Genomic DNA, 26111 nt, shown 5'->3' with positions numbered 1-26111 from the left:
GGCCGCGCTGATCGTCCTGCTGCGCACCTTCGGTGCTAGCTCCTGGGACTCCGGGAAGACGTGACCTGACGCGGGCCGTGCCCGGCTTCATCTCCGAGGCGGCGGCGCGCGTGGTAGGCAGCGGTCAGCGCGAGCATGATCGGGCCCCACAGAGCGACCGGGGTGATGGCGGTCTTGGCCAGCGCCTCCCACCAGATGTTCTCGTACGGGGTCCCTTCGATGGCCCCGAACCAGGTGAGTCCCATCATCACCGTCACCATGGTCAGGATCAGACCGCCGATCGTGGCGGGGATGACCACCAGCATCGGCGGGATGCGCCTGCCACCGACGATCGGGACCCAGGTGGGGACAGTCTCACCCCACCGGCTGACCAGGCCGATCGCTGCAAGCGCGGCTACCTCGGTCAGGATGCTGAGCCCGAATACGTACGGGATGGAGATCGCCAGGCCGGGCATGGACATGTCGTTGATCTGGCCCATCTCGAAGTGGAACGCGAACGGCAGCCGCCACAGGCACGACGGCAGCAACAACAGCGGCAGCGCGTAGGCCAGCCGGAGCGCCCAGCGAGGGGCGGGTCGTTCGGTGTCGCTGGTGGCCGGCACCTTGTGCATCAGCTTGATCGCCATGCGTTCATGGTGTCCGACCTGCGAATACCGCGGCTCCCCCGGCAGGGTGAAGTGGCTCCCCGGACGGGTGGATCGGCGACCTGGTGACGGGTCGGCTCGCTGGCGGCGGAGCTCGAGCAGATCGCCGCGCAGTAGCAGGGTTGACCAGGGCGGGGCCGGACCCCGCAGGGTCCGGCCCGCCGGGGCTACGGGGCCGGTGGGTAGTCGGTGATGTACACCGGTACGCCCACCTTGGTGGTGTCGGCCGCCTCGCCCACGCCGTTGACGACGTGGTCGATCGTTCCGGCGTTGAGGTTGACGGTCATGATGTGGTGCAGTTTGACGCCCGGCCTTGACGGCGCCTCGAAGCCGTTCTCGGTGTGGATCTCCGGGTTGTTCTGGTTGAAGACGTAGACACCGGCGCCGTACAGGTTGTGCGTCCTGACCCGGTCGCCGACCTTGTAGCCGGCCCAGCCCTCGACGTCGCCGTTCATCCAGTCGGCCTGGGCAGGCGGGTCGTACGGCAGTTCGTTCTGGTAGAGGATCGTCGTGCCGTGCTCGCCGTTCCAGATGGTGTTGTACTGCTGGAAGTGCTCGACGAACAGGCCGGTCGCGGTCACGTGGTCGCCGTTGACGACGACGCCGTTGCGGCCGGTGTTGGTGTTCCAGCGCTGGGTGTCGGTGAAGCCCTCGACGCCGTGGTCGGCGCGCCACACCCAGGCGTGGTCGATGAGCACGTGGTCGCTGTTGACCTCGAGCGCGGTGCCGGTCTTGCCGACGTGCGGGCCGCCGACCCGGAAGTAGACGTCGGACAGGGTCGTCGGGTTGTTCGGCGAGCTCCGGTGATGGCCGTGCTTCGTACCGACCCTCAACAGCACCCGTGACGTGTGGAGACCCGCGTCGATGGTCACGCCGGCGACGACGACGCCCGGCACGTCGGCGACGACGAGCGGGGTCGAGCCGCGTACGGCGGTGAGCGTGGCGTGCCCGAGGCCGAGGACGACCGTGTCCGGGCGCTTGACCTCGATGCTCCGCGCGATGTCGTACACGCCGGGCGTGAGCAGCAGGTTCTTGCCCCGAGCGAGTTGCTGGTTGATGACGTGCACCGAGTCCGACGGCTTGGCGACGAAGAAGTCGCGGATCGGCAGCGTACGGCCCGGCGTCATGCCGTCGGCCCACGAGACGCCACGGGTGCCCTTCCGGGCGGCGGGCACGTGCACGTGGTACCCGCCCCGCGCGTCGGCGTACAGGTAGGGCTTCTCCCTGCTGACGGGGGTGGTGTCGAGCGTGGTGTACGGCGGGGTCGGGAACGCGGTGTCGTCCGGTGCGCCGACGACGCCGGCGAAGACCTGGTTCCACACGGCGTTCGACCAGCCGGCGACCTCGCTGTCGCGGATCAGCCACTGCTGCTGCGAGCCGTTGGTGACGGCCGGCAGTTTGGAGTCGGCGATGAAACCGCCGCTGGCGTACTGCGGGCCGGCGGTGCAGTAGTCCATGAGCGACAGGGTGCCGCCGGTGACGTTGAGCCGGCGCATGGACACCGCCTGGGAGACGGCCCAGATGTTCGCCGTCGACCTGCAGCCGTCCTGGCCGGCCGCGTTGACGTTGATCGACAGGTTGGACAGGGTGCGCCAGAAGTTGACCAGCGCGAGGCAGTTGGCGGTGCCGCCGTCCGCCAGGCAGCGGTTGTAGACCTCGACCTTGCCGTTGATGACGACGTCGGTGGGTGAGGCGCCGAGGCCGGAGATCTCGGTGTAGTAGCCGACCTTGATCTGGAGCGGCTGCTCGGCGGTGCCGTACGTGCCGGGCTTGAAGAGGTAGGCGTGGCGGGTGGCGCCCATCTCGTTGTCGACCTGGGCGGCGTGCGCGGCGTCGAGGGTCGCCTGGATCTCGGCGACGGGCATGCCGGGCTCGAAGACGGTGACGTGCGGCCCGAGATCGGGGGCGCGGTGGGGCGGTGTGGCGGCGGTTGCGGGCGTGCCCGTCGTCATGAGGGCGGTCGCCAGTACGAGACCGATCGTGGACACCCGGCGGATCCGTAAACGTCGCCTCGTAGTGCCAGGGGGGTGGGTCGCCATTGCGGTTCGTCCTTTCCACTGCGTGCGCAGCGCCTGGCCCGGACGCCGCCGGACCCGCGAGAGAGCGCTCTCTCGTGTCGCCTGTTTCTATCGTGTGACGGATCCGATCACAAGGGCCGCGAACGAGGTTCGTGGAGGCGGCGAACCGCCTCCACGAGAAGAACCGCTAGAACCGCACCTCACGAGCCGTGTACGGCTCCGCCAGGAAAGCGAGCTCCTTCTCCGAGAGCGTCACCCCCACGGCCGCCACCGCGTCGTCCACGTGCCGATCCTTGGTCGCCCCCACGATCGGCGCCGTGACGGCCGACTGGTGGAGCAGCCAGGCCAGCGCGACCTGGGCGGCGGGCAGGTCCCGTTCGCGGGACAGCTCCGCCACCCGGTCCACGATCAGCCGGTCGCCCTCGGGCTCGTACAGGAAGTCGATCCGCTTGTCCGAGCCCGTCCTGGCCGTGGCGGCGTCGGACCCGGCGCGAGCGAGCACGCCGCGCGCCAGCGGGCTCCACGGGATCACACCCACACCCTGGTCCGCGCAGAGGGGAAGCATCTCGCGCTCCTCCTCGCGGTACAGCAGGTTGTAGTGGTTCTGCATGGATACGAACTTGGTCCAGCCATGCCGCTCGGCGGCGTGCTGCGCCTTGGCGAACTGCCATGCCCACATGGTCGACGCGCCGATGTAGCGCGCCTTGCCCGCCTTGACGACCTCGTGCAGCGCCTCCATCGTCTCCTCGATCGGCGTCTCGGGGTCCCAGCGGTGGATCTGGTACAGGTCCACGTGGTCGGTGCCGAGCCGCCGCAGCGAGTCGTCGATGGCGGCGTGAACGTGCTTGCGGGACAGGCCGCGATCGTTGCGTCCCTTGCCCATCGGGAAGAACACCTTGGTGGCCAGCACGTAGTCGTCGCGGCGGGGGAAGATCCTGCGCAGCACGTTGCCGGTGACGGTCTCGCTGGCGCCGGAGCTGTAGACGTCGGCGGTGTCGAAGAAGGTGACGCCGGCGTCGGCCGCCCGCCGGATGATCGGCTCCGCCTGGTCCTCGGGCAGCGCCCACTCCTGCTTGGCCGGATCGCCGAAGCTCATCATCCCCAAGCAGATGCGAGAGACGTGCAATCCGCTGTTACCCAGTCGCGTGTAGTCCATATCGCCCACCATATGACCGGGAAAAGGGTGGACTCTCAGTGGGGATACTGAGGGGTGATCATGGTGACGCCCGGGACGGAGCCGATCCCCGCCAGCGCCTTGCCGGCGTCGCCGAGGCCGATGGTCCTGGTGACGAGCTGATCCGGGTGCAGGAGGCCGGCTCTGATCATCTCCATCATCGGCGGGTACGCGTGCGCGGCCATCCCGTGGCTCCCCAGCAGCCGCAGCTCCAGCGCGACCACCCGGTCCATCGGCACCGGCGTCGCCCCGCCCGGCAGCAGGCCGACCTGCACGTGCCGGCCGCGCCGGCGCAGGCTCTCGACCGAGGCGGCGCAGGTCTGCGGGCTGCCCAGAGCGTCGATCGAGGTGTGCGCGCCACCCCTGGTCAGCTCTCTGACCTGGGCGGCGGCGTCGCCCGCCGAGCCGTCGACGAAGTGCGTGGCGCCCGCCTCCTCGGCCAGGTGCAGCGCGTCGGTGCTGATGTCGACGGCCACCACCCGCGCCCCGGCCGCGCTCGCGATCATGATCGCGGACAGGCCGACACCCCCACAGCCGTGTACGGCCACCCACTCGCCCGGCGCCACCCGGCCGACCTGCGACACGGCGCGGAAGGCGGTGGCGAAGCGGCAGCCGAGGCCGGCCGCGGTGACGTATGACATGTCCTCGGGGAGCGTGATGAGGTTGACGTCGGCGTGGTCGATCGCCACGAGCTCGGCGTAGGAGCCCCAATGGGTGAAGCCGGGCTGTGTCTGCCGTTCGCACACCTGCTGTTCGCCGGCGGCGCAGGCCGTACACGATCCGCAGGCGCAGACGAACGGGACCGTCACCCGCGCGCCGGGCAGCCACCCGCGCACGTCGGAGCCGACCGCTTCGACGACGCCCGCCAGCTCGTGGCCCGGGACATGCGGCATGACCCGGATGTCTGGATCGTGCCCCTGCCAGGCGTGCCAGTCGCTGCGGCACAGCCCTGTCGCCTCGACCCTGATGATCGCCCCGTGCGGGGCGGGGGACGGGTCGGGCAGCTCGCGCACGTCGAGCTCTCCACCGAAGATGTCAAAGGCTACCGCTCGCATCTCATGAGCTTAGGGTCAATTCCCGCAGCTCGCGCAAGGCCTGGTGGGAGGGGGAGCCTGGCTCGGCGGTGTAGAGGACCAGGCGCAGGTCGTCGCGGTCGGGCACCTGCATGACCTGGCAGATCACCTCGATCAGGCCGACCAGGGGATGGGTGACGCGCTTGCGCTGCTCCCTGCGCGGCGCGACCTCGTGCTCGGCCCACACCCTGGCGAAGTCGGGGCTGAGCGCGAGCATCTCCGCGACCAGTGCCTGAAGGCCGGCGTCGTCGGGGTAGCGGCCCGCCGCGACGCGCAGGTCGGCGACGGAGGTGCGGGCGAAACGGCCCCGCTCCTCGTCGTCCAGGTGCTCGGCGATGTCGGGGGAGCGGAAGACCCAGCGGATGACGTTCAGGTCGTCGCGGGGCCGCGCGTCGAGGCCGCCCAGAAGGGCGCCGGCCAGCGGGTTCCAGGCGAGGAGGTCATACCTGGGGTTGAGCACGTAGGCGGCCACCTCCTCCAGATAGCCGAGCAGGTGCAGGGTGCCCTGCGGCACGTCGGACCTGATCCTGGGCGCGTCGAGCGGCTGCCCGGCCAGGCGGAACAGGTGGGCCCGCTCGTCCTGGTCGAGCATCAGCGCGCGGGCCAGCGCGTTGATCACCTGGTGTGACGGGTGCGGGCCGCGGGCCTGCTCCAGCCGGATGTAGTAGTCGATCGACATGCCGGCGAGCTGGGCGACCTCCTGCCTGCGCAGGCCGGGCGTGCGGCGCTGCCCGGCCTCGGGCAGCGCGACGTCCCTGGGCGTGACGCGGGCTCGCCTGTTGCGGAGGAATTCGGCCAGCTCGTCGCGGTTCATGGGCTCATTGTCCGTCATGTCGTATCGGCGTGGGTGGTACCGCTGATCCCAGCCTCCGCAGGTCTCTCCCGCCCGTCTCCCGGCCGCACCAGCGTGGGAGGCATGACGACGACAGCGCTCATCACAGGCGCCAACAAGGGAATCGGTTACGAGGTGGCGCGGCAGCTCGGCGAGCGGGGCATCACCGCCATCGTGGGAGCGCGCGACGAGGAGCGCGGGCGGGCCGCCGCCGAACGGCTCGGCCGGCCGTACGTCCGGCTCGACGTGACGGACGAGGCCAGTGTCCAGGCCGCGGCCAAGTGGATCGAGCGGGAGTACGGCGCGCTCGACATCCTGGTCAACAACGCCGGGGTCGCCGTGCCGCAGGACGATCCGCGGCCCAGCGCCACCTCGGCGGCCACGCTGCGGGAGACCTACGAGGTGAACGTGTTCGGCGTGGTGACCGTGACCAACGCGATGCTGCCGCTGCTGCGCCGGTCGCCCGCCGCCAGGATCGTGAACATGTCGTCCGAGCTCGGCTCGGTGACGATGGCGGTGGATCCGGACAGCCCGTTCTGGCCGCACCACTTTCTGGCCTACAACTCCTCCAAGTCCGCGCTCAACATGCTCACCGCCATCTACGCCAAGGAGCTGTGGGACACCCCGATCAAGGTGAACGCCGCGAACCCCGGCTACTGCGCCACCGACCTGAACGCGCACACCGGGTTCCGCACACCCGAGCAGGGTGCGGCGATCGCGGTGCGGCTGGCGACGCTCGACGCCGACGGGCCCAGCGGCGCTTTCGTCCAGGATGACGGACAACTGCCCTGGTGAAGGTGTCAAAGTCTTTCCCCAGGACAGAGAGGGGGGATGGGACGGGATCTAAATAAAGCACGATTTTCTGAGACAGAATTCTTCCAATTCGGGGAGCGGCTTCACGAACAGCTCGTGGTGCTGCGCGAGCTGCTCGACAGGCCCGGCTTCGGTGAGGGCCCGATGACCATCGGGGCCGAGCTGGAGCTGTTCCTCGTGGACGAGGCGGGCCGGCCGCTGCCCCGCAACGCCGAGGTGCGCGAGGCGCTCGACGACCCGCGCGTGGTGCTGGAGCTGGGCCGCTTCAACCTGGAGGTCAACCTCACCCCGCTGCCGCTGGCCGGGCCGTCCTTCCAACGGCTCGGCGCGGAGATCCAGGAGACCCTCCGCAAGGTGGACGCGGCCGTCGAAGGAGGCGGGGCGCTGCCCATCGGGATTCTGCCCACGTTGAACACCGAGGACTTCACCGCCGACGCCATCAGCGACGAGAACCGTTACGAGGCGCTGAGCAGGGGCATCCGGCGGCTGCGGCTGGAGCCGTTCCTGGTGAAGATCGACGACCTGGAGCTCTCGGTGGAGAACGTGATCCTGGAGAGCGCCAACACCTCCTGGCAGGTCCACCTGCGCACCCCGCCGGACCGGTTCGCCCGGCTGTTCAACGCCGCCCAGCTCGCCATCGGCCCGGTCCTGGCCGTCTGCGGGAACTCGCCGCTCTTCCTCGGCCGGACGCTGTGGGAGGAGACCAGGATCGCGCTGTTCGAGGAGGCCGCCGACGACCGGGACGTGGAACGGCTCTACCGCAAGGACGGCCGGGTCACCTTCGGCTCCGACTGGGTGCGCGAGGGCGCGTACGAGATCTTCGAGAGGTACGTGAACGACTACGACCCGGTCGTGCCCGATCTCAGCGACGGTGGCGAGCCGGGCGACGTTCCCCAGCTCCGCCTGCACCAGGGCACGATCTGGCAGTGGAACAGGCCCGTCTTCGACCCGGCCGGCGGCGGCCACCTGCGCATCGAGATGCGCGCGCTGCCCGCCGGCCCCTCGTGCGCGGACATGACGGCCAACACGGCGTTCCTGCTCGGGCTCACGCTGGCGCAGGCGGAGCGCGACCTGACCGGATACCGCTTCGCGGAGGCGTACCAGAACTTCTACCACGCGGCCATGCACGGGCTGGACGCCAAGCTCTCCTGGCCGGGCAGGGACGGCGAGCTCAGCGCCGCGGACCTGGTGCTCAGCCTGCTGCCCGAGTCGCGGGCCGCGCTGCTGGCGGCCGGGGTGGCGGTCAAGGACGTGAACGACGCCTTCGAGATCATCGAGCAGCGGACCCGGCTGGGCCGTACCGGAGCGGTGTGGCAGCGGGAGACGCTGGAGGCGTTCGGCGGCGACAGGGAGCGGCTGGTGCGGCGCTACCGCGAACTCGCGCTGTCCGGATTGCCGGTTCACCTGTGGCCGTAACCCGCAACCATTACGGCCTCCCGGTCGTCAGACCTAAGCAGAGGACCGAAACGACTGGGGGATAGGTATGGTTCCGACGGATGTGGCGCCGTTCACCTTACGACAGGCGACCGGCACCCTGGCCGAGGGGGCGGCGAAGCTGGCCGGTGAGCTCGACGCCGCGACCGTGGAGACGGTGCTGGCCGAGGCCAACAGGAACGCGGTGCGCAAGGGGGCGCCCGCCGCGTTCGGCTCGATGGCCAGGCCCAGCGAGTGGTACGCCTTCGACGGCGGCGACCAGGAGACCGTCGACTGGTATCCGCAAGGGCTCACCTGCGGCGAGGACTCCGGCTCACTCAGCGTGCCGGTCTTCGTCGTCACCTGGTACTACCGGCCGGAGGCGGGGGAGCGGGGGATCAGGGTCTCCTTCCTCAGCCCCCAGACCCTGAAGTACCGCAACGCGCTGCTGGTCGAGGCCAAGCCTGACGGCTCCTACCGGCCGATCGACATCCACGCCGGCGGCGTCGCCTGCTACGGTCACCTGCTGTACGTGGCCGACACCACGAGGGGACTGCGGGTCTTCGACCTGACCAAGGTGCTCGACCTGCGCTCGAAGCAGGGCGACCTGGGCGACCCGGAACGGATCGGCCGCCACGGGGGCAAGTTCCACGCCTTCGGCTACAGGTACGTCATCCCGCAGACGGACGCCTGGCAGGTCGTCACGAAGGGCGCCCGCTTCTCCTTCGTCGGCGTCGACCGCACCACCACACCGCACACGCTGATCTCCGGCGAGTACGTGGACGACGAGACCACCGGCCGGGTCGCCCGGTGGAACCTGGACCTGACGGACGGCGTGCCCAGGGACGCCTACGTGATGGGCCAGAAGAAGGTCCAGGGAGCGATCTCGCACAACGGCACGTGGTATTTGAGCCAGGCCGCGGGCAGCACCGCCAACGGCAAGCTGCTGGTCCACTCCGGAGGGGAGTTCGCCGCGCGGCCGTTCCCGATCGGGCCGGAGGACCTGACCGCGCTGGGAAGCAAGGTGTGGAGCGTCACCGAGTTCAAGGGGAAGAGGGTGGTCTTCGGCGTCAGCCTCTGAGATGCCGGTGCAGCACCTCACGATAGCGGCGGTCGAAGTCGTCGTAGCGGGCCCGTAGCTCGCCGCCCGGCCAGTCCGGCGGCAACAGCGCCTCGGGCAGCAGCGGGTCGGCCAGCAGGTGGCGCAGCACCGCGGCCGACACCAGGAAGCCCTCGGCCAGCCCGTCCGCCCGGTCGAGCGAACGCTCCAGCGCGCGTGCCTCGGCCGCCCACCCGTCCAGGTCCCACAGCAGCGCCGTGGGGTCGGCGTGGGGGCGGCCGTCGATCAGCGTGCACTGCCCGATGACGGTTTCCGGCCACTCGCGCACCAGGTTGGCCGGGCGCATCCAGGTGCCCTCGCGCAGCTCGGCCAGCCGCAACGCGGCCATGGTGTGCCGGAGCGCCGCCCGGTCGGCGGGGGCGCGCCGCTCCGCGGTGACGACGGCGATCTCCCACGTGCCGTCCCACGGCCTGGTGTGCGGGGCGCGGCTCTCGTCCTGTCTGCTCTGCCGCTCGACCAGCCGCTCCGACAGCGTGTAGCGGCCGTCGGCCTGGCTCAGGTCGCCCGCGGCCACCATCCGCGACAGCGCCACCCGCACCGTGCCCTCGGCGATGCCGAACAGCGCGCCGATGCGCACCAGATGACGGGCCGACAGGCTCGGCGGGTGGCTGCCCAGCAGCGCGCTGAGCACGGCCGACCGGGCACTCAGTCCATTACGCTCTTCCATCGCGTGTCGATTATATGTAACACTCCGGGGTATGGGGCGCTATCTCACCGAACCGTTCGACCGCAGCGACCGTTACGCCACCGAGCGCTACCAGGGCGCCGCCGGGCGCAACTGGTGGCGTTGCGACCCGTCGCTGCGCCTGCTCATGCGCCGCCACCTCGGTGACGGCTACGCCTGGGCCGAGCCGCACCTCGACCGGCTGGGCGCCCTGACGGGCGGGCTGATCGCCGACTGTGCGGAACAGACGGATGCGAACCCACCCCGGCTGGAGAAGTACGACAAATGGGGGCGCGACATCAGCGAGGTCGTCATGCCGCCGTCGTTCCACACGGCCAGGCAGGCGCTCATGGCCGACAACTTCACCTCGCCGGCCTTCGCCGAGCAGGCCCGCGCCCACGGCGCGAACCCCGCCGCGCTCGGCGCCGCCTGGACCTACCTGCTCGACCAGGCCGACATCGGCATGGGCTGCGCGCTCGGCACCGGCGGTGACATGGTCGTCTCCCTGGCCGAGCGGTACGCGCCCGACGACGTCAAGGAGCGGGTGCGGGAGATCTTCGCCAACGGCGACTACTCCGGCGAGGCCGCGCAGATGTTCACCGAGCGGACCGGCGGCTCCGACCTGGCCGCGCTGGAGGCGTGGGCCGTCCCGGACGGCGACTCCTGGCTCCTGACCGGCTTCAAGTGGTTCGCCTCCAACGCCAACGGCTCCGCCTTCGTGGTGCTGGCCCGGCACGAAGACTCCGTCGCGCCGTTCCTGGTGCTGTGGGAGCGCCGCGACGGCAGCCGCAACGGGGTGCGGATCAGGCGGCTCAAGGACAAGCTCGGCACCCGTTCCGTGGCCTCCGCCGAGGTCGAGTTCGCCGACGCCGAGGCGTTCCTGCTCGCCGGGCCGGGGTCCGGCTCCGGGCTCGGCACCATGATGAAGCTCACCAACTCCTCCCGGCTCGGCGTGGCCATGATGGGACTCGGCGTCGCCCGCCGCGCCCTGGTGGAGTCCCTCTGCTACGCCCGGGCCCGCGAGGCGTTCGGCCGGCCGCTGGCCGACCAGCCGCTCATGCGCCGCAAGCTGGCCGAGCTGATCGTCGAGGTCGAGGCCGTGCAGGCGCTGGTCTTCGACGGCCACCTCGGCCCCCGGCTCCGCCTCGCCCCCGCCCTGGTCAAGCTCCGCGCGGCGCGGTTGGGCGTCACCGCGGCGAGCGACGCCGTCGAGGTGCACGGCGGCAACGGCTACATCGAGCAGTGGCCGGTGGCCCGGCTCCTGCGCGATGCCCAGGTCAACCCCATCTGGGAGGGCGGCGACAACATCCTCTGCCTCGACGTACGCCGGGCGATGGTGAAGGAGAACGCCCACGAGCCGTTCCTGGAGCGGCTGGCCGCCGCCGTGGACCTGGCCCCCTCGGGCGACTGGTCACTGGTACGGGGCCGCGTCGACGACCTGCGCAAGGCGATCACCGCCTGGACCTCGCTCGACCCGGCCGTGGCCGAGGCCCGGCTGTACCCGCTGGCCCAGTTCATGGCCGACGTGTACGCCGCCGCGCTGCTGGTGGAGCAGGCCGGGTGGGAGGAGCGCGCGGGCCACGGCTCCCGCAAGGCCCTGGTCGCCCGCCTCTACGCCGACGCCCACCTGGCCGACCACGGCCCGCTCCGCGGCCTGGACCGCCCCGCCGAAGACCTGGACCACTTCGACGACCTCGTCCGTGGGGCCCTTTCGCTCTGATCCACGCGGTCCTGGCGGGAGGTCTGTCCCGCCAGGGCAGATGATCGGCCCGTCAGGTCACCGGGGCCGGCGGCCCTTCTTGCCGCTCTTGCCCCGGCCTGCCGGGACTGCCCGGCTTCCGGAGCCGCCCTGGCTCGGCTTCCCGGCCTGCCGCCGCGCCGGCTTCTGCACCGCTTGCTTCTGCACCTGCTTCTCCACAGGAGATGCGGGAGTACGGCCACGCGAGCTGTTCGCGGTACGGCCGCGGACGATACCGATGAAATCCTCCACCAGGTCAGTCGTCTCGTTCGTGAGCCAGGCCAGCGCCACCTGCGACTCCGGTGCGTCCGGCACCGGCCGATAGGTCAGGTCCCGGCGGTCATGGAGCCGCGCCAGCGACTGCGGAACCAGCAGCAGCCCGGCCCCGCCCGCCACCAGCTGAACCGCGTCCGCCGTCGTGGCCGGCCGCTCGAACGCGGGCAACCCGGGGCGAGCCGTCCACTCGATGGCGTCGTCCAGCGGGTGGAACACCTCTTCGTCGGCCAGGTCGGCGACGGTCACCTCGTCGGCCGCGGTCACCGCGTGATCCTTCGGCACCACGACCACCGTGGTCTCCACATAGAGCGGAATCACGCTCAGCCCGTCACGGTCGACCGGCAACCGGACGAATCCGGCGTCAGCGCCTCCGCTCCGCAGCAGCCCCTCCACTTCGGCGGCGGGAACCGCGACCAAGGTGAGCGGCACCTCCGGCAGCCTCTCGGCCCAGACGCTGACCCACTTCGCGGGCGTCACCCCGGGCGGGTACGCCAGCCGGAACACCCTGCCGCTCTCCTCATGAGTCACCCCGCCAGGGTACCGATGTGCGGAGAACCGTTTCTTACTGACTACCCTGGACCCATGACCTCGCTCAAATCCAAGACGACCCAGACGATGAAGCCCGCGACCGCGGCCAAGAAGCTGGGCATCCTCCTCTCGGCCACTCCCGCCGAGTTCCAGGAGGGCGTCGTCTCCAGGAGCGAGCTGAACGCACTGCAGGCGACGCCCCCCGCCTGGCTCGCCGACCTGCGCCGCAACGGCCCACACCCCAAGCAGGTCGTCGCCGCGAAGCTCGGCGTGTCCGTTTCCGGCCTGATCAGAGGCGGGATCACCAACCCCCTCACCACCGCCGAGATCGACGCCCTGAAGGCGGAGAACCCCGCGTGGCTCGAGCACGAGCGCTCCATCCAGGCCGAGGTCCGCAAGGAAGCCCAGCGCCTCAACCAGCGCTAGCCCGTCCCAGGCCGACGTACGCCACGTCGTTTCCTGAAAACGTCGGTGGCGGCCCGCGTCCAGCCTCGCTGGATCGGCCGGTCGCTCCCGGCCTGCGCACGGCGGCCACCGGTACCACCTACGGCAGGCTCCTCACCTGGCGGGGCCGTCAGGCACGCAGAAGGGTCACCTGGCGGCCGGACGGAGTGGTCGCCTGCTCGAAACTTCCGCGTTCCTTCCAGGGCGGGGCCTCGGGGCGCCGGTCGAAGACCACCAGCACGCCGGTGGTGAGGCTGAGCCGGTCCAGATACCCGTCGAGCTGGGCGAGACCGTCGCGCACGGGGTCGTCCCGGTCGGCCCGCCATACCTTCAGCTCCATCGCCTCCCGCTGCATTAGCCGCTCGCCGTCCGGGCCGGTGTAGGGCCAGCGGATCAGCACGTCCAGGCGCTTGGTGCCTGCGGCGTACTCGCGGTCGAGCTGGCCGCCGCCGTTGACCAGCCGGTGCAGGAAGGCCATGAGGATGATCTGGCAGGCGGCCTCGTGGTAGCCCTCCTGTCGGATGAGCACCTCGCCGTGCTCGCGCCAGAACACGACGAACTCTCGCAGTAGACGGTCCAGGTCGAAACGGCCGTCGGGCAGCACGAAGCTGCGCGGATCGGCCATCACGTACTGTTCCGCCGGGTCGCCCAGCACCCGCAGGATGACCTCCCGATAGATCGGGTTCGCCACCTCCAAGGGAGGTCTCTGTTTGATCAGGCCTAGATCGCGGACGTACGACAGTGCGTCGGAGAAGGTGGGGTCGACATTGGGGAACGACCCGGCCACCACGGGCTCGATCACCCGCTTGACCCGGGGCTCGTACAACCGGGCCACCAGCGCGTCGAGATGGGTGGCGCGCGCCCGGATCAACCGCTCCTTGGCCTCGTCCACCTGCCCGGCGGTGATGGTCCCGGTCACTCCCATCTTGAAGGTGATCTCATGGGCAAGGGCGTTGACCAGCCACGGTTGTCCCTGCGTCAGCTCGAACACCCGGTCCACCGCGTTCTTGATGAAATCCTGGCCGGTCGCCTGCGTGTGCTGGTCGTACAGCTCGGAGATCTCATCGGCGGTGAAGTCGCCGAGGCGCAGAGACTCGGCGATGATGTTGAACGGGCTGGCCGGATTTGACTGACCGGGATCGCCGCCCGAGGCGACCTTGTAGTCACGCACGTTGCGCAACCCGCACAGCACTACAGACGCGGGGAATGGGTGGCGCTCATGCCGCGCGTTGTGACCGTCGCGGAGCTGGCTGAGAATGCTGACCATACTGTTGCCCTGCAGGGCGTCGATCTCGTCGAGGAACAGCACCACCCGGCGCGGGCAGCGACGGCACCACTCGCTCAGCGCCGAACCGAACCGGCTGCCCGGTGTGACCTGCGGCCAGGGATCCGGTGGCAGCAGTTTCTCTGGCCAGCCCGACCGCGCTGCGGCGTCGCGGAGGGAATCCAGCAGAAGTGACTCCGCGGTGGCGTAGTCGTCGCCGGCTGCCTTGGCCCGCTCGCAGGAGAGCATCAGGGCGGCGGTGTCGCCTTCGGCGGTGAGCTCGGACGCCAGGGTACGCAGCGCGGTCGTCTTCCCGGTCTGCCGAGGGGCGTGCAGCACGAAGTAACGATCCATCTCGATGAGTACGCGCGCCTGCGGGAGCCGCTGCGTGGGGGACAGCATGTAGTGGTGCTGTGGGCCGCAGGGGCCGGTGGTGTTGAAGTATCTCGCTCGAGGTGGGCGCATGGTTACATAGTGTCATCACGCGCTGTTCCGGTAACAAGATTCGCGTCAAGACCGCCGAGGCACTGCTCAACGTGCTTCTTCGGATGAGATCGTCCGGGTGGCCTGGATGGCGCGGCGCAGCCGACCGTCGGCGGCCAGCTCCCCGAACATGTAGATCTCGGTGGTGATGGTGCCGCCCTTACGCAGCTCCGCGATGAGCCGGTACCGGGCGGCGACCTGGTCATCGTCCACCAGCGCCTGGTCCACCTCGACCCGCAGACCGGCGGCCCGCTTGCGGGCCGGGCGGATGTGGTCGAGCAGCCGTTTCCGGTCCAGCCGTACACCGTCGTTGACCAGCTCGTAGTCGGGCGTGTGGTAGCGGTCCAGCACGGTCGCGGGATCCTCGTCGCCCAGCCCCGCCTCCTGCGGATAACGGACCAGGTAGCCGGTCAGATCGGTGCGGGGTGTCATGTGATCTCCCAGGATCGACTTATCTTTGACGCAGTGTCTACGTTAATGCTCGATGCTAGATTAGACAACGTGTCAGAGATAACAGGTGCCCGGCGCCGCCGGCGGCGTTCGGACGCCGAGCGCAGCGCCGCCGCCGTGCTCGACGCCGCCGTCCAGGTGCTCGGCCGGCAGCCGGACGCGAAGGTGGAGCAGGTCGCGGCAGCAGCCGGCGTCACCCGCCAGACCGTGTACGCCCACTACCCGTCCCGGCCGCAGCTGGTGGCCGCGGTCATCGACCACATCACCGCCGAAGCCGTCGCCGCCCTCGACGCCGCCGACGTGGACAGCGGCACCGCCGGGGACGCGCTGCTGCGCTGGCTGGACGTCACCTGGAGGCTGTTCGACCGGTATCCGCTGCTCTTGCACCCCTCGGCGGCCGCCGCCGACCCGGCGGACTCCGACCGCCGGCATGCGCCGGTCATCGAGCGCCTGGAGAGCCTGATCAGGCGCGGCCAGGCCGCCGGCGAGTTCGACGGCACCCTCAGCCCGGCCTGGCTGGTCTCCGCGGCCATCGCGCTCGGTCATGCGGCCGGCGGCGAGGTCGCCGCCGGCCGCATGACCACCGCGCAGGCGGCGACGGCGCTGCGCCACAGCATCCTGCGCGTGTACGGCGCCCACGAGCCCTGAACCCGCGTCCCCATGGCCCTGCGAAACCGGACACCCGCCTGATCACGAAGCCTGGACAGCGGAGTTGGTCGGCTCAGAGCTCGATGCCCTTGATGATCTTTGCCAGTTCCGGCACGAGGGGCCGGCTGCCCATCACGGTGACGACGAGGCCCTTGCGCTCGACCCAGCCCACATACCGGCCGTGGCCCAGCGCGCCGTCGCCCACCTGCGTGAGCACCTGCCGGCCACCGATCTTCATGATCTTCGTGCTACCGGAGAACGTCCCCATGCCGAACGGCGCGTTCTTGAGCTGTGTCAACTTGCTCGCCTTCGGCCAGCACACCACCCTGACCCACAGCGACCGATGCTTGCGGCTCTCCTCGGAGCGGGCATCACGCCACTGGTAGCCGTACTCGGTGATGCCGTCGTGCTTGTTGACGCTGACCCCGCCGTACGCGAAGCCCTTCGGGATGTGGTTGACGCGGACTCCCTTGATGGCGGCGGCGCCCCTCGGCGGCTTGTCGGTCTTGGCATCGGACGATCGCTTCGCCTCCGCCTTGGTCGGGACGGGGCAGGCCGGGCGCTCCGCCGCCTGGGCGGGGGTCGCTGTCAGAGCGGTGGCAAAGGACAGCGCGGACAGGACGGCAAATACGCGCATTCTCGTCATACCCAGCTCTGATGCGCCAGGCCCGAAGAAAGTTCACTGGGCGAAGGCCGCGAGCACGATGCCCATGCAGCGCTGATTCTGGCCCACGGCCTTGGCGTCGGTGGAGTTGACCGCGTACACGATCGTATGGCTCAGGTCGCGGGTGGCGCCGATGCCGGCTGTGCTGCCGTACCGGGCGCCGGTCTTGCCGTAGGCAACGATGCCACCGGGCAGCTCCAACCTGGACATGCCCGAGGTGTGCATGGCGGGATCGCCGGTGCCGTACGTGGGCACCTGCGGCACCGTGAACATGTGCACAAGCTCCGCCGACGGGACCACCTTGCCGCCGAACAGGGCCTTGATGAACGTCTCCAGACCGGCGGTGGTGGAGATCAGGTCACCGGAGGCCCAGGTGGAGGTGGATCTGCTCACGGTCATGTCCACGACATACTGGCGGCCGTACTCGATGGCGTTCTGGAAGCCCTTCGGTACGACCTGGTAGCCGTGGTTGTGCCGGCCGCGGATGCGGATCGAGTCGCCCGGCAGGTGGCTGTTCCGCATGCCGAGGGGATTGAGGATCCGGGTGGTCACCTCGTGCTCGTAGGACCGGCCGGTGACCTTCTCGATGAGCAGCCCCGCGACGAACGTGTTCATGTCGACGTAGTGCTGCTGCGTGCCCGGGGCGAACTCCATCGGGTTCCGTACGGCTTCGCCGACGTACTCCTGCGGCGTCCACTTCTTGAACCTGGTGGCGTAGACCCACTCGAAGCTGTCGCCGATCTTGGGTGAGGGCAGCCCGCTGGTGTGGTTGAGCAACTGCCCGATCTCGACAGGCGGGAAACTGCCCGGCAGCAGGCCGGGCAGGTGCCGCTGGACCGTGTCGTCCAGCGAGATCTCGCCCTCGGCGACGAGTTGCAGGACGACGGCGACCCAAGGGGGAGCTTCTCGCCCAGCCGAGTGACCCGTGCCGTCAGCCGGCGCGGCATCTCGCGGGAGGCGTCCATGGCTTGATTTTGGCGACGGAACGTCGTAACGTTTGCGACAAGTTGTCGCGTAAAGGCGGAGTTCTGACAAGCGCCATCACGAGCGCGGCAGAACGAACGCTCTTCGTCGCCGTAGTGAATGGAGAGGGCTTCTGATGAAGGCGCTCATTGATCGGGCCGATCTCATCGAACTGCTCGGCCGATATGCCGACATAGCCGACCTGAAGGAGTTCACCAAGCTGCCCGGCCTCGTCTTCACCGACCCGTTGACGCTCGACTTCGAGTCCGTCGCCGGCATTCCGCCAACGACCATGCCGCTCGGCGATTACCTGGAAATCCTCCGTACCGCCTTCGCGCCCTACGCGGCAACGCACCATGCCATCACCGGCCACGTCATCGACATCGACGGCGACAGCGCGACGATCCATGCGCACGTACGCGCCGAACACTGGCTCCCGGCCGAGCCCGCCGGCGGTGGACCCGGTCGCTGGCTGGTGGTCGGCTTCTACGACAACGAGGCGGTCCGTACGGCGGACGGCTGGCGCCTCAACCGCGTGAAGCTCACCGCGACGTACCAGGAGAACGCGCAGCCGCAGGCCCGGGGCGAGAGGGAAGCCGCAGCCGGAGGAGAATGATCGGATGCCGCGGATCAGGGGAGCCAGCATCGAGGAGCACCACGAGATGGTGTGGGCCGACCTCGCCGAGGCGATGCGGCAACTGCTGCTCGAACGCGACTACGAGTCGATCAACATGGGCCACATCGCGGCTCGGGCGGGGCTCGCGCGCAACACGCTGTACAACTACGCTCGCGACAAGAGCGCCCTGGTACTGGCGCTGACACGGCGGGCGGGCCGGCCCGCCGTCGAGCGGGTGGCCGCGATCGCCGCGCGGTCTTCGGACCCGGCCGCGGCGCGGATGCGGGAGATCATCGAGGCGGTCCTGGAGGCGTCCACGGATCAGGCCATGCAGCTGATGTTCCGGCCGGGCTCCGGTCGGCCGGTCACCGAAGTGCCGAAAGGGCCGGACAGCCCCTTCCATGTGATCGTGGTCGAGGTGGAGAACGTCGTCCGGGACGGCATCGCGCGGGGAGAGTTCCGGGACGTCGGTGACGTGCACCTCGCGGTGGAGCTGCTGTCCGGTGTCATGCGCGCGGGCGCCGAACGCATCGGCCGGGATCCGGCCGCCTTCGCGGCCACGGTCCGCGCGGCACGGGAGATCATCCTTTCCTCTCTGGCCTGCCGTCCGGATCAGTACGGCAGTCGGAGATCGTGATCTGTGTGGATCGGCGGTGCTCGTAACGTAGAACAGCCGCCCGGTGATCGTGATGTGTGACGATCAATGACCTTCGGGCGGCTGCTGCCGCCACGCGCGCGCGTGTACGGCGCCCATCCCTGATCCCGCGATAGACAGCGCAGAGCTGGCGAGTGGCCGACCGGGGCTGTAGGCCGGGTCGCAGCACCGTCCACCTGCGGGCTCTCGGGGTGATGAGTTGTCGCGCCCGCACCCGTCATACCTACGACGGGACACGACGAGGCGGAAGGATGACGTGATGAGTGCGGACATGCGGCTGGAGGAGTTGGGCGTGAGCGGGCTGGGCGAGGTCGACGAGCCGGCGTTCTCGGGGCTGGCGGAGCGGCACCGGCGGGAGCTGCACGTGCACTGCTACCGGATGCTCGGGTCGTTCGAGGACGCCGAGGACACCGTGCAGGAGACGTTCCTGCGTGCCTGGCGGCGGCGGGAGACCTTCGAGGGGCGGTCGACGTTCCGGGCCTGGCTGTACCGGATCGCCACCAACGCCTGCCTTGACCTGCTCGCCAAGGTTCACCCGGAGCCTGCGACGGGCGGCGAGGTGCTGTGGCTGCAGCCCTACCCGGACCGGCTGCTCGACGAACTGCCCGCGGGCGACGCGGACGAGCCGGAGACCGTCGCCGTCGCGCGGGAGACGATCGAGCTGGCGTACCTGGTCGCGGTCCAGCACCTCGCGCCGCGCCCGCGGGCCGTGCTGATCCTGCGGGACGTGCTCGGCTGGCCCGCGAAGGACGTCGCGGAGCTCCTCGGGGACTCCGTCAACTCCGTGAACAGCGCGCTGCAGCGGGCCCGCGCCGGCATGCGGGAGCACCTGCCCGCAGAGCGGCAGGACTGGACCGGCGGCGAGGAGGACGCCGGGACGCGCGAGCTGGTGCGCCGCTATACCGACGCCAGCGTGGCCACGGACATCGACGGGCTCGCCGCACTGCTGCGGGACGACGTCCGCTGCTCGATGCCGCCCACGCCGGGCCTGTACGTCGGCCGCGACGCGGTGGTGAACGACTGGGTCGAGAGCGGCTTCGAGGGCATGAAGGGCCTGCGTGCCATCCGCACCTCCGTGAACCGGCAGCCTGCCGTCGCCTTCTACCTCTGGCAGCAGCGGGAGGGCGCGTACCTGCCGCTGACGATCGACGTCCTGCGTGTCACCGGCGGCGCGATCACCGAGATCGTCACGTTCCACGACGACCGGTTCCCGCGGCTCGGGCTGCCGGAGCGCCTGCCGGCGGACGGCACGGAGTAGTCCCGGTGCGGACGCTCGCGCTGCGCGGTGGCGCGCGTGTCGAGGTGGTCGCGGCGGAATGGTGCGACGCGTTCGGCGTCGTCACCTGCGGGCGGGTGCAGCTGGAGCTGCGCGACGGCGAACCCGGGCCGGTCCTCGGACGCGACGCCGGGTTCTGGCTTCGCGGCACCGGCGTCCGCGCCCTGCGGAACCCCGGCCGTCGCACGGCGCGGGTGCGCATCCTCACCCCCAGGGCCAGGACCGTCACGTCCCAGCCACCGAATGATGGAGGAACGACATGAACAGCCTGAATGACACCGGGGGCGTCGCAGATCCGGCACCGGGCCGGACCAGCCATACCCACCGAATCCGCGGGCTCGCCGGCACCGGCTTCATCGCCACGCTCGCGGCGATGGCGGCCACCACCCTCGCCGCTGCGCTTGCCCAGGCCGTCGGCGTCGACTTCGAGATCCCCGATGGTGGCGAGACGATCCCGTTGTCCGGGTTCGCCGTGGTGACCGGCTTCTTCTCGGTCGTGGGCATCGTCATCGCCGTCGCTCTTCATCGCTGGAGCGCTCGCCCCGCCGAGCGATTCGTGTGGACGGCAGTGTCGCTGACCGCGATCTCGCTGGTCCCGCCCTTCCTCTCCGGAGCGAACACCGCCACCACCACCGCCCTCTGCGGGCTGCACCTCGTCCCTGCGGCGGTGATGATCCCCACTTTGGCGCGAAGCCTCCGCACCCGGACCGATGGACGACCCCTTGCGTGATGAAGATCCCGCCGGCACGCGGGGTCGACGTCAGGCTCAAGGCACGCCGGCACACGCTCGCAGCCGAGCCCTGACACCTACGCGTGCCGGAGGCTGCCACGCTGTAGCCGGCGGGGCAGGGAGCGCTGGTTGTGACGTGGGAGGCCGGCAAGGCGGCTCGGCCGCCCTTGATCTCGTTCGCTGTCGTTCCTTCTCCGGAGGCGGGACGTCGCCGCCGTCCGATGTCACGCGCCTGGATGATGTTCGGGCCACCGAGTGCAGGTGGTGCTGCAAGCGGCGGGCCACCCACGGGATCTCGATCTGCTGGTGCCGGGCCGTCATCCCAGATCGGCCGCCCGAGCCAGGTCGGCCCCGCACCCGTACGGACCGTGCGGATAGTGCTCGATGATCTCGCTGTCAGCGACCTCCTCTGAGGAGGCCAGCGCCCTACCTTCGGCGCCGGGCTGCCTGACCGGCCTGCGCCCGGCGATGCGGCCGGGTGCGCTGGGCGAGCAGGCAGCCCCGCCGGCCCGCGACGGTCTCACCAGTGGCGCTCTGCGCCTTCCGGCGGAGGACTGACCGGCAGGAACGGGCTCGGAGTCCCGCTCCACGACACGTGCAGGGCCTCCCTGGCCCGGGTGCATGCCACGAAGAGCACGCAGGGCTCCCTGAGCATGTCGCTGTCGTGCTGGATCTTGTCCACCTCCAGCGGGGTGATCTCCTTCGCGAACGGCACGGCACTCGCGGTCGCCCCCGCCACCGCAACACAGACGTGGCAAAGTCTACTTTCCTGCAAAACTCTATGTCGCTATATGATCCGCCCGTAATGAAAGGGCATGGGACTCTCAATCGCCCGCTAGTATTCCGGTGCTTATCCCTAGGGTATGATCGCGCTCAATTAAGCAGGGAAAGGGGTCTCATGTTCGACTTCGCTCGCCGGGTGGGGCTGAGTCCCAGGCAAAGAGGAGAAACCTCGGGAAGAGATACCTGTCCGGACATATGGGAGCTGGACAATGGAGCTTTTGCCGTCATCGGGACAGACGTCACAGAGCAGGTAAGAAACCGTCTTCCCGAAGGCGTTCACTGCGCGCCGTATGAGCGAGTGGTCATCGTGACGCGTCGCACCCTGATCGCCGCGAAGAGAGATCTGCCGGACGTATGAGCTGCCTTGTTTTTCCTCCTCGTCCTGACCTCATCACGGCTCGGCTTCTCCCCGATGCCTTCCGGCGGAAATTCAGGGAGGCCAGTCGGGGTGTGACCGGGCGCGTTTACAAACTGGAGCGACGCCAGACCTTTCAGGAGCCAGGAAACCCCAGCTGGGAGGCCTTCGCCGCCGGTGACATGGGCAGGGCGCTCGAGCTCATCGAGGAAGACCGCGCGGCCCAGCGAGACTTCAAGAAGATATTCGATGATCGGGAGGCGGCCTTCTATCGGCTCCGTGTCATCGAGGACCCGCTCAGCAGCTATCTGAGGTGGGAGCTTGCGCATTTCAGGCTCAACGCGGAGGAGGGAGAGAAGATCTACATCGTCAACCAGGCGATGATCGCGGACCTCGATCTCCGCTACGACCTGACCGATTACACGATATTCGACCGGTCCCTTGCGTTCTTTCTCAACTACTCGGACGACGGTCTGTTTCTCCATGCGGACATGGTCTCCGATCCGGCGGTCATATCCGAGCTCGTGAGCATATCCGAAGAAATCCTGGCCCGATCGATTCCGTTCGAGGACTATCCGGTCGATCTCGCGTTCCCCGAGTGAACATCACTCGCGGACGGTGAGCACCCACATGAAGTGATGTCAGGTGAGTAATGACCCGCCCGATGGAACCACCCATTCCGAGATGTCAGGTTCCGCAGCCGATATCGTCCAGGCGCGTGATATCAGTGGCGGAATCCACTTCCACCGATCCGGCGACGGCATGCCCAGGCCCCAGCAGCTGCCAAGTGACGTCTCCGGATTCGTCAACCGGGAGGCCGAACTTCAGCGACTCGAGACCGAAATCGTACCGAGAGCTGATGGTTCCCCCGGAATATCGCTGCTCATCATCGCGGGAACAGCGGGAGTGGGGAAGACCGCGCTTGCCCTGCGATGGGCGCACACGATGCGCAGAACCTTCGCCGAGGGCAGCCTTTACATCAATCTTCGTGGCTATGATCCAGGCTTGCCCGTAACGCCACAGAACGCGCTCGAAAGGTTTCTGTCGGCCTTGGGCGTGCCTCGCGAATCGATTCCCGCCGAGCTTGACGACCGTGCGGCCCTGTATCGTTCCCTGCTGGCCGGCCGGCGCATGCTCATCGTCCTGGACAATGCGATGTCGGCCGGTCAGGTCAGGCCGCTGATCCCCGGTACGCGAGAGTCCCTGGTCATCGTCACCAGCCGGAGCAGGCTTTCGAGCCTGATGGTGCGCGACGGCGCACTTCGGATAACGCTGGGGCTGCTGTCGGAAGAAGACTCGGTAAGGCTCCTCAGAAATGCCATGACAAGATACCGGCCACATGATGAGGATGCCCGGCTGACTGACCTGGCTCGTCTCTGCGCACGTCTTCCCCTGGCCTTGAGAGTCGCCGCGGAACGTGCGGTGAGCAGGCCATGGATGGAACTGTCCGAGCTCATCGACGAACTGAGGGGCGAATCCACCCTCTGGGGCGCTCTCACCACGGATGACGAGGACGACGCTGTTCGCAGCGTGTTCGCGTGGTCCTACAAAGCACTTCCACCGGACGCGGCGGAACTGTTCCGAAGACTCTCGGCGCATCCGGGGCCTGAATTCTCCAGTAGCGTGATCGCCGCCCTGACGGGAGAGAACAGGGCACGTGTACGCCATTCGCTGGACGTCCTGGTGGGGGCGCACCTGGTCGAGCAGTCGGGACCCGATCGGTTCCAACTGCATGATCTGCTCCGCAGTTATGCCGCGGACCAGATGTCGGCGGAAGACAGCCGTGAGACGTCGGTGACGCTGATGAACCGCGTGATTCTCTGGTACGCGTATACGGCGCAGGCGGCTACGGGATGGATCAACCCGATGGAAGAGGCCGCCGTTCTCCCGGCACTTGACTCTGGCGTGGAGCCGCCCGGGTTCCCCGGTTATGAAGCGGCCGTCGACTGGTATGAGCTGGAGAAATTCAATCTGCGGGCGGCGGTTCGGAGCGCTGCCGGGCTGGACATGCACGAGCTCACGGCAAGGCTCGCCGTCACTCTTCGCAACATCTACATGCGTTTCAACGCGTTCGAGGATTGGATCGAAACCAGTCGGCTCGGCCTGACGGCCGCACGCGCCATGGCCGACCGGCAGTCCGAGGCGAGTCTTCTCGAAGGTCTCGGAATGGCCTTCACACAGCGTCACGACTTCCGGCGCGGCGAGGAGTTCCATCGAGCGGCGCTGGCGATACGGCAGGAGACAGGCACGCAGATCGACGTGGGACTGTCCCTCAATGACATCGGGATCGTACGCTTCAGGGGCCGCCGGCTGCGCGAGGCGCTGGAGATGTTCGAAGGCAGCCGTAGCATCTTCGGCAACGAAGGACATGACCATTGGAAGGCCGTGGCCACCACGAACCTCGCCGAGGCCAGAGCCGAGCTGGGACATCTCGGCGAAGCTGAGGAGCTGGTGCACCAGGCCCTGCAGATCTTCAGGGCGGCGGGCGAACGTGGCGGCGAGGGAAACGCCCTTCGTGTGCTGAGCGCCATCAGACGCCGCACCGGACGGGGCGCCGACGCACTGACCGCCATAGAGGGCGCGCTGAGCATCGCGCAGGAGGCCAGGAACCATGTGTGGGAGGCGTACTGGTTCATCGAGCTGGGAAAGGTGCAGTTGCTGATGGACCGGCCCGAGTCCGCGCTCGTCTCATCGCAGCGCTCCGCGAACCTCCACCGCAGGATCGCCGACCGGGTGCGCGAGGCGCAGGCATGGGATGTCGCCGGTGAGGCGTACCAGGCTCTGGGCCGTTTTCAGGACGCGGCCGGCTTCCATGGGGGCGCGGTCAAGACATTCGACGGCGTGGGTCTCCACTGGTTGACGGGCATGTCGCTCAGTCATCTCGCATTCGCGCGGTGGGGGACGGGCGACGACGCCGGGGCTCGGGACAGTGCGCTGAGAGCACGGGAGATACTTTCCGGGTTCGAGGACATGGACGCCGTGGCCGCTCGCGCCCGCATCGATGAGGCGTTGAGGCATCGCTCGTGAGCGTCACCCGCGCGCTACTCATGCTGTTCCGCAGCTCCGGAGGGGTTCGTCCGCATGGCGCCGGGATCTTCGATGTCGCGAGCCTGTATGACGAAGCCGGTGATCGTGCCGGCTCTGATCTCGTTCGCTGTCGTTCCTCCTGCGGAGGCGGGACGGTCACCCTCGGCGTCCGGCGATGCGCCGATGTCACGCGCCTGGATGATGTCCCCGTTGACGTCGCCGCTCAAGGCGTTTCGGACAGATCCCGGTGTTTCCTTCGATGGCGCGGGGGTCGTGCGGCGCATGAGCACCACGCTGTAGACGGTCACGCCGAGGCCGGCGATTCCCGCGAAAGTGCCGATGATCTGCGCCCATTCACCGGCCCGGGCCGTGCCGATCCGCAGGAAGAAGACGCTCAAGACACCCAGGGCGATACCTGTTGACGCGAAGATCAGCCAAGTGGAACGACGCCGTTCACTCATGAGGCAATTCTGACGCTGGAGGCCACGGATAAGTAGGCCTGAGATTCCAGCCGATCTCCAGCACGCTTGACCTTCCGCCGCGAACCGGTCAGCAGGTGACTGATCCAACGTTTGAAGGAGGCAGCCTTGATCAGACGGAAGTACCGGCTCGCCTGAGCCCTGGTGTGCCCCTGTCTAAAGCTGCTTCGCCATCGGTGCGGCCCCCGGTGGGTCGCCGAGGGCCGCATGGTCGCTGACGCTAGAAGTCGAACGATGCCGGTTTTCGCGCCTACGACGAACTTGTCCCGGACGGCGCGGCGGAGAACCCACGGGTCGGTGTCCGGTTGCTCGGTGTCGCAAGGCGACGCGACCGTGGACGGCTGATTCGACGTAGGCGGCGATCGGCACTCCGTTTTCCTGAGCCAAGAGAGCCGAGCCCACCAGGACTGCCGTACACCGGGCGGCGTACGGGAGGAGTTGGACGGTGAACCATTTGTTCTCGGTCAGGGTGATCAGGTGTTCCAGCTGACGTCGGGTCACAAAGTCATTGCCAACCGGCGATACAGGATGCCTTTTCAGCCGAGAACGATTCCGCCATCTACCTGGTGCTCGGGTTCGTGGGCCTGCTGGCCCTCATCGGGGTCGTCGCCAACTCGAACAAGCCCGAGCCCAGGCCGTTCGCGAACGCCTTCGACAGCACGCCCGCACCCACCGCCGAGCTGGCCGACGAGGAACTGACCGAACACTCCAAGGAGATCCTGGAGGACTTCACGGAGGACATGGAGAAGGTCAGCGAGCCCAAGCCGGCCGGTATCGGGGACACGGTCCGGGATGGCGAGCTCTCGTTCAAAGTCACCAAGGTGCGAAAAGGGCTGGCCAGCGTCGGCGAGGGTCTCGGCAGGTCCGACGCCCCACGGCCAGTACGTGATCTTCTACGTCACAGTGAGGTGATCTCAGCCAATTGCCGGTAGGTAGTCATGCTCGAAATGGGTGAGGACGAGTGCTGCGCGGGCGATGTCG

At 68.8% G+C, this 26111-nt stretch carries 30 protein-coding genes; 15 read left to right on the top strand and 15 right to left on the bottom strand.

All coding sequences use genetic code 11. The annotated features are described in order from the left end of the window. Positions 1-35: 35 nt before the first annotated feature. The 5 genes from ACTMTF_RS48495 to ACTMTF_RS48475 all read right to left on the bottom strand — a co-directional run bounded on the left by ACTMTF_RS48495 (position 36) and on the right by ACTMTF_RS48475 (position 5723). The gene (locus tag ACTMTF_RS48495) at positions 36-626 is read right to left on the bottom strand and encodes a hypothetical protein (protein WP_441116881.1); all 591 of its coding nucleotides are present in this window, start codon (positions 624-626) and stop codon (positions 36-38) included. A 185-nt stretch (positions 627-811) separates the two neighbouring features. Continuing rightward, positions 812-2632, bottom strand: coding sequence for an adenylyl cyclase (locus ACTMTF_RS48490; RefSeq protein WP_441116880.1), 1821 nt, complete (start codon positions 2630-2632; stop codon positions 812-814). A 217-nt stretch (positions 2633-2849) separates the two neighbouring features. After that, positions 2850-3818, bottom strand: a complete 969-nt coding sequence (locus ACTMTF_RS48485) for an aldo/keto reductase (protein WP_441116879.1) — start codon at positions 3816-3818, stop codon at positions 2850-2852. A gap of 35 nt (positions 3819-3853) precedes the next feature. After that, positions 3854-4891 (bottom strand): zinc-dependent alcohol dehydrogenase family protein, encoded by a 1038-nt coding sequence (locus tag ACTMTF_RS48480; RefSeq protein ID WP_441116878.1) that lies wholly within the window; start codon positions 4889-4891, stop codon positions 3854-3856. 1 nt (position 4892) lies between these two features. Further along, on the bottom strand, positions 4893-5723 hold the full coding sequence (locus tag ACTMTF_RS48475; RefSeq protein ID WP_441116877.1) for a helix-turn-helix transcriptional regulator: 831 nt from the start codon (positions 5721-5723) through the stop codon (positions 4893-4895). Between the two features lie 102 nt (positions 5724-5825). Here ACTMTF_RS48475 and ACTMTF_RS48470 point away from each other — a divergent pair, with 102 nt between their 5' ends. From ACTMTF_RS48470 to ACTMTF_RS48460, 3 genes are all read left to right on the top strand, one after another. Next, positions 5826-6536: an SDR family oxidoreductase gene (locus tag ACTMTF_RS48470; protein ID WP_441116876.1), complete on the top strand. Its 711-nt coding sequence runs from the start codon at positions 5826-5828 to the stop codon at positions 6534-6536. A gap of 114 nt (positions 6537-6650) precedes the next feature. Next, positions 6651-7970: a glutamate--cysteine ligase gene (locus ACTMTF_RS48465; RefSeq protein WP_441116875.1), complete on the top strand. Its 1320-nt coding sequence runs from the start codon at positions 6651-6653 to the stop codon at positions 7968-7970. Positions 7971-8037: 67 nt separating this feature from the next. After that, the gene (locus ACTMTF_RS48460) at positions 8038-9048 is read left to right on the top strand and encodes a hypothetical protein (RefSeq protein WP_441116874.1); all 1011 of its coding nucleotides are present in this window, start codon (positions 8038-8040) and stop codon (positions 9046-9048) included. Here the strand turns inward: ACTMTF_RS48460 and ACTMTF_RS48455 are convergent. Further along, entirely contained in the window at positions 9038-9754 is a 717-nt protein-coding gene (locus ACTMTF_RS48455) for a PaaX family transcriptional regulator C-terminal domain-containing protein (RefSeq protein ID WP_441116873.1), read from the bottom strand. The genes ACTMTF_RS48460 and ACTMTF_RS48455 overlap by 11 nt on opposite strands. 31 nt (positions 9755-9785) lie before the next feature. Between ACTMTF_RS48455 and ACTMTF_RS48450 the strand changes: the two genes are divergently transcribed. After that, on the top strand, positions 9786-11471 hold the full coding sequence (locus tag ACTMTF_RS48450; RefSeq protein WP_441116872.1) for an acyl-CoA dehydrogenase family protein: 1686 nt from the start codon (positions 9786-9788) through the stop codon (positions 11469-11471). Positions 11472-11528: 57 nt separating this feature from the next. Here the strand turns inward: ACTMTF_RS48450 and ACTMTF_RS48445 are convergent, their stop codons facing one another. Then, on the bottom strand, positions 11529-12293 hold the full coding sequence (locus tag ACTMTF_RS48445; protein ID WP_441116871.1) for a LysR family substrate-binding domain-containing protein: 765 nt from the start codon (positions 12291-12293) through the stop codon (positions 11529-11531). 54 nt (positions 12294-12347) lie between these two features. On the opposite strand from ACTMTF_RS48445, the gene ACTMTF_RS48440 reads away from it, so the two are divergent. Beyond that, positions 12348-12719 (top strand): DUF5997 family protein, encoded by a 372-nt coding sequence (locus ACTMTF_RS48440; RefSeq protein WP_441116869.1) that lies wholly within the window; start codon positions 12348-12350, stop codon positions 12717-12719. A gap of 148 nt (positions 12720-12867) precedes the next feature. Here the strand turns inward: ACTMTF_RS48440 and ACTMTF_RS48435 are convergent, their stop codons facing one another. Both ACTMTF_RS48435 and ACTMTF_RS48430 read right to left on the bottom strand, forming a co-directional pair. Beyond that, positions 12868-14466, bottom strand: a complete 1599-nt coding sequence (locus ACTMTF_RS48435; protein WP_441116868.1) for an AAA family ATPase — start codon at positions 14464-14466, stop codon at positions 12868-12870. A 66-nt stretch (positions 14467-14532) separates the two neighbouring features. Then, positions 14533-14916, bottom strand: a complete 384-nt coding sequence (locus ACTMTF_RS48430) for a nuclear transport factor 2 family protein (RefSeq protein WP_397001980.1) — start codon at positions 14914-14916, stop codon at positions 14533-14535. 69 nt (positions 14917-14985) lie between these two features. On the opposite strand from ACTMTF_RS48430, the gene ACTMTF_RS48425 reads away from it, so the two are divergent. Beyond that, complete coding sequence (locus ACTMTF_RS48425) at positions 14986-15582, top strand: TetR/AcrR family transcriptional regulator (protein ID WP_441116866.1); 597 nt, start codon at positions 14986-14988, stop codon at positions 15580-15582. Positions 15583-15655: 73 nt separating this feature from the next. Here ACTMTF_RS48425 and ACTMTF_RS48420 read toward each other — a convergent pair whose 3' ends face one another. Together ACTMTF_RS48420 and ACTMTF_RS48415 are read right to left on the bottom strand one after the other, a co-directional pair. Then, positions 15656-16228 carry a hypothetical protein gene (locus tag ACTMTF_RS48420; RefSeq protein ID WP_441116865.1) on the bottom strand — a complete coding sequence of 191 codons (573 nt, stop codon included), beginning with the start codon at positions 16226-16228 and terminating at the stop codon, positions 15656-15658. A gap of 33 nt (positions 16229-16261) precedes the next feature. After that, positions 16262-17095 carry a serine hydrolase domain-containing protein gene (locus ACTMTF_RS48415; protein WP_441116883.1) on the bottom strand — a complete coding sequence of 278 codons (834 nt, stop codon included), beginning with the start codon at positions 17093-17095 and terminating at the stop codon, positions 16262-16264. Here ACTMTF_RS48415 and ACTMTF_RS48410 point away from each other — a divergent pair. The 6 genes from ACTMTF_RS48410 (at position 17012) to ACTMTF_RS48385 (ending at position 20486) form a co-directional block, all read left to right on the top strand. Continuing rightward, positions 17012-17218 carry a hypothetical protein gene (locus ACTMTF_RS48410; protein WP_441116884.1) on the top strand — a complete coding sequence of 69 codons (207 nt, stop codon included), beginning with the start codon at positions 17012-17014 and terminating at the stop codon, positions 17216-17218. The genes ACTMTF_RS48415 and ACTMTF_RS48410 overlap by 84 nt on opposite strands. Positions 17219-17345: 127 nt before the next feature. Beyond that, entirely contained in the window at positions 17346-17825 is a 480-nt protein-coding gene (locus tag ACTMTF_RS48405; RefSeq protein WP_441116864.1) for a nuclear transport factor 2 family protein, read from the top strand. 4 nt (positions 17826-17829) lie between these two features. After that, positions 17830-18462, top strand: coding sequence for a TetR/AcrR family transcriptional regulator (locus ACTMTF_RS48400; RefSeq protein WP_441116863.1), 633 nt, complete (start codon positions 17830-17832; stop codon positions 18460-18462). 277 nt (positions 18463-18739) lie between these two features. Next, a complete protein-coding gene (locus tag ACTMTF_RS48395) occupies positions 18740-19738 on the top strand; it encodes an RNA polymerase subunit sigma-70 (protein WP_441116862.1) in 999 nt (332 codons plus the stop codon). A 5-nt stretch (positions 19739-19743) separates the two neighbouring features. Then, positions 19744-20019 (top strand): hypothetical protein, encoded by a 276-nt coding sequence (locus ACTMTF_RS48390; RefSeq protein ID WP_441116861.1) that lies wholly within the window; start codon positions 19744-19746, stop codon positions 20017-20019. Beyond that, entirely contained in the window at positions 20016-20486 is a 471-nt protein-coding gene (locus ACTMTF_RS48385) for a DUF6069 family protein (protein WP_441116860.1), read from the top strand. Before ACTMTF_RS48390 ends, ACTMTF_RS48385 begins: the two co-directional genes overlap by 4 nt. 317 nt (positions 20487-20803) lie before the next feature. Here the strand turns inward: ACTMTF_RS48385 and ACTMTF_RS48380 are convergent, their stop codons facing one another. Together ACTMTF_RS48380 and ACTMTF_RS48375 are read right to left on the bottom strand one after the other, a co-directional pair. Continuing rightward, entirely contained in the window at positions 20804-21010 is a 207-nt protein-coding gene (locus ACTMTF_RS48380; protein WP_441116859.1) for a hypothetical protein, read from the bottom strand. Then, complete coding sequence (locus tag ACTMTF_RS48375) at positions 21007-21201, bottom strand: hypothetical protein (protein WP_441116858.1); 195 nt, start codon at positions 21199-21201, stop codon at positions 21007-21009. The genes ACTMTF_RS48380 and ACTMTF_RS48375 overlap by 4 nt, the downstream gene beginning before the upstream one ends. Positions 21202-21623: 422 nt before the next feature. On the opposite strand from ACTMTF_RS48375, the gene ACTMTF_RS48370 reads away from it, so the two are divergent. Together ACTMTF_RS48370 and ACTMTF_RS48365 are read left to right on the top strand one after the other, a co-directional pair. After that, positions 21624-22226 (top strand): DUF6879 family protein, encoded by a 603-nt coding sequence (locus ACTMTF_RS48370; RefSeq protein WP_441116857.1) that lies wholly within the window; start codon positions 21624-21626, stop codon positions 22224-22226. A gap of 43 nt (positions 22227-22269) precedes the next feature. Then, complete coding sequence (locus ACTMTF_RS48365) at positions 22270-24651, top strand: ATP-binding protein (RefSeq protein ID WP_441116856.1); 2382 nt, start codon at positions 22270-22272, stop codon at positions 24649-24651. A gap of 14 nt (positions 24652-24665) precedes the next feature. On the opposite strand, the gene ACTMTF_RS48360 is transcribed toward ACTMTF_RS48365, so the two are convergent. Together ACTMTF_RS48360 and ACTMTF_RS48355 are read right to left on the bottom strand one after the other, a co-directional pair. Then, positions 24666-25112, bottom strand: coding sequence for a hypothetical protein (locus tag ACTMTF_RS48360; RefSeq protein WP_441116855.1), 447 nt, complete (start codon positions 25110-25112; stop codon positions 24666-24668). A gap of 174 nt (positions 25113-25286) precedes the next feature. Further along, positions 25287-25670: a Scr1 family TA system antitoxin-like transcriptional regulator gene (locus ACTMTF_RS48355; protein ID WP_441116882.1), complete on the bottom strand. Its 384-nt coding sequence runs from the start codon at positions 25668-25670 to the stop codon at positions 25287-25289. Between the two features lie 26 nt (positions 25671-25696). On the opposite strand from ACTMTF_RS48355, the gene ACTMTF_RS48350 reads away from it, so the two are divergent. Next, complete coding sequence (locus tag ACTMTF_RS48350) at positions 25697-26062, top strand: hypothetical protein (protein ID WP_441116854.1); 366 nt, start codon at positions 25697-25699, stop codon at positions 26060-26062. The last annotated feature ends 49 nt before the right edge of the window (positions 26063-26111 follow it).

It is taken from the genome of Nonomuraea sp. ZG12 (assembly GCF_052068115.1).
Lineage (GTDB): Bacteria > Actinomycetota > Actinomycetes > Streptosporangiales > Streptosporangiaceae > Nonomuraea.
This window is presented reverse-complemented; position numbering and strand designations above follow the sequence as displayed.

Excerpts from the sequence above, each read along its gene's own strand:
- ACTMTF_RS48495 (WP_441116881.1), bottom strand. The coding sequence starts at position 626 with ATGGCGATCAAGCTGATGCACAAGGTGCCGGCCACCAGCGACACCGAA.
- ACTMTF_RS48470 (WP_441116876.1), top strand. The coding sequence starts at position 5,826 with ATGACGACGACAGCGCTCATCACAGGCGCCAACAAGGGAATCGGTTAC.
- ACTMTF_RS48385 (WP_441116860.1), top strand. The coding sequence starts at position 20,016 with ATGAACAGCCTGAATGACACCGGGGGCGTCGCAGATCCGGCACCGGGC.
- ACTMTF_RS48480 (WP_441116878.1), bottom strand. The coding sequence starts at position 4,891 with ATGCGAGCGGTAGCCTTTGACATCTTCGGTGGAGAGCTCGACGTGCGC.
- ACTMTF_RS48455 (WP_441116873.1), bottom strand. The coding sequence starts at position 9,754 with ATGGAAGAGCGTAATGGACTGAGTGCCCGGTCGGCCGTGCTCAGCGCG.
- ACTMTF_RS48360 (WP_441116855.1), bottom strand. The coding sequence starts at position 25,112 with ATGAGTGAACGGCGTCGTTCCACTTGGCTGATCTTCGCGTCAACAGGT.
- ACTMTF_RS48400 (WP_441116863.1), top strand. The coding sequence starts at position 17,830 with ATGCCGCGGATCAGGGGAGCCAGCATCGAGGAGCACCACGAGATGGTG.
- ACTMTF_RS48430 (WP_397001980.1), bottom strand. The coding sequence starts at position 14,916 with ATGACACCCCGCACCGATCTGACCGGCTACCTGGTCCGTTATCCGCAG.
- ACTMTF_RS48440 (WP_441116869.1), top strand. The coding sequence starts at position 12,348 with ATGACCTCGCTCAAATCCAAGACGACCCAGACGATGAAGCCCGCGACC.
- ACTMTF_RS48435 (WP_441116868.1), bottom strand. The coding sequence starts at position 14,466 with ATGCGCCCACCTCGAGCGAGATACTTCAACACCACCGGCCCCTGCGGC.
- ACTMTF_RS48485 (WP_441116879.1), bottom strand. The coding sequence starts at position 3,818 with ATGGACTACACGCGACTGGGTAACAGCGGATTGCACGTCTCTCGCATC.
- ACTMTF_RS48420 (WP_441116865.1), bottom strand. The coding sequence starts at position 16,228 with ATGACGAGAATGCGCGTATTTGCCGTCCTGTCCGCGCTGTCCTTTGCC.
- ACTMTF_RS48395 (WP_441116862.1), top strand. The coding sequence starts at position 18,740 with ATGAGTGCGGACATGCGGCTGGAGGAGTTGGGCGTGAGCGGGCTGGGC.
- ACTMTF_RS48450 (WP_441116872.1), top strand. The coding sequence starts at position 9,786 with ATGGGGCGCTATCTCACCGAACCGTTCGACCGCAGCGACCGTTACGCC.
- ACTMTF_RS48475 (WP_441116877.1), bottom strand. The coding sequence starts at position 5,723 with ATGAACCGCGACGAGCTGGCCGAATTCCTCCGCAACAGGCGAGCCCGC.
- ACTMTF_RS48370 (WP_441116857.1), top strand. The coding sequence starts at position 21,624 with ATGAGCTGCCTTGTTTTTCCTCCTCGTCCTGACCTCATCACGGCTCGG.
- ACTMTF_RS48460 (WP_441116874.1), top strand. The coding sequence starts at position 8,038 with ATGGTTCCGACGGATGTGGCGCCGTTCACCTTACGACAGGCGACCGGC.
- ACTMTF_RS48405 (WP_441116864.1), top strand. The coding sequence starts at position 17,346 with ATGAAGGCGCTCATTGATCGGGCCGATCTCATCGAACTGCTCGGCCGA.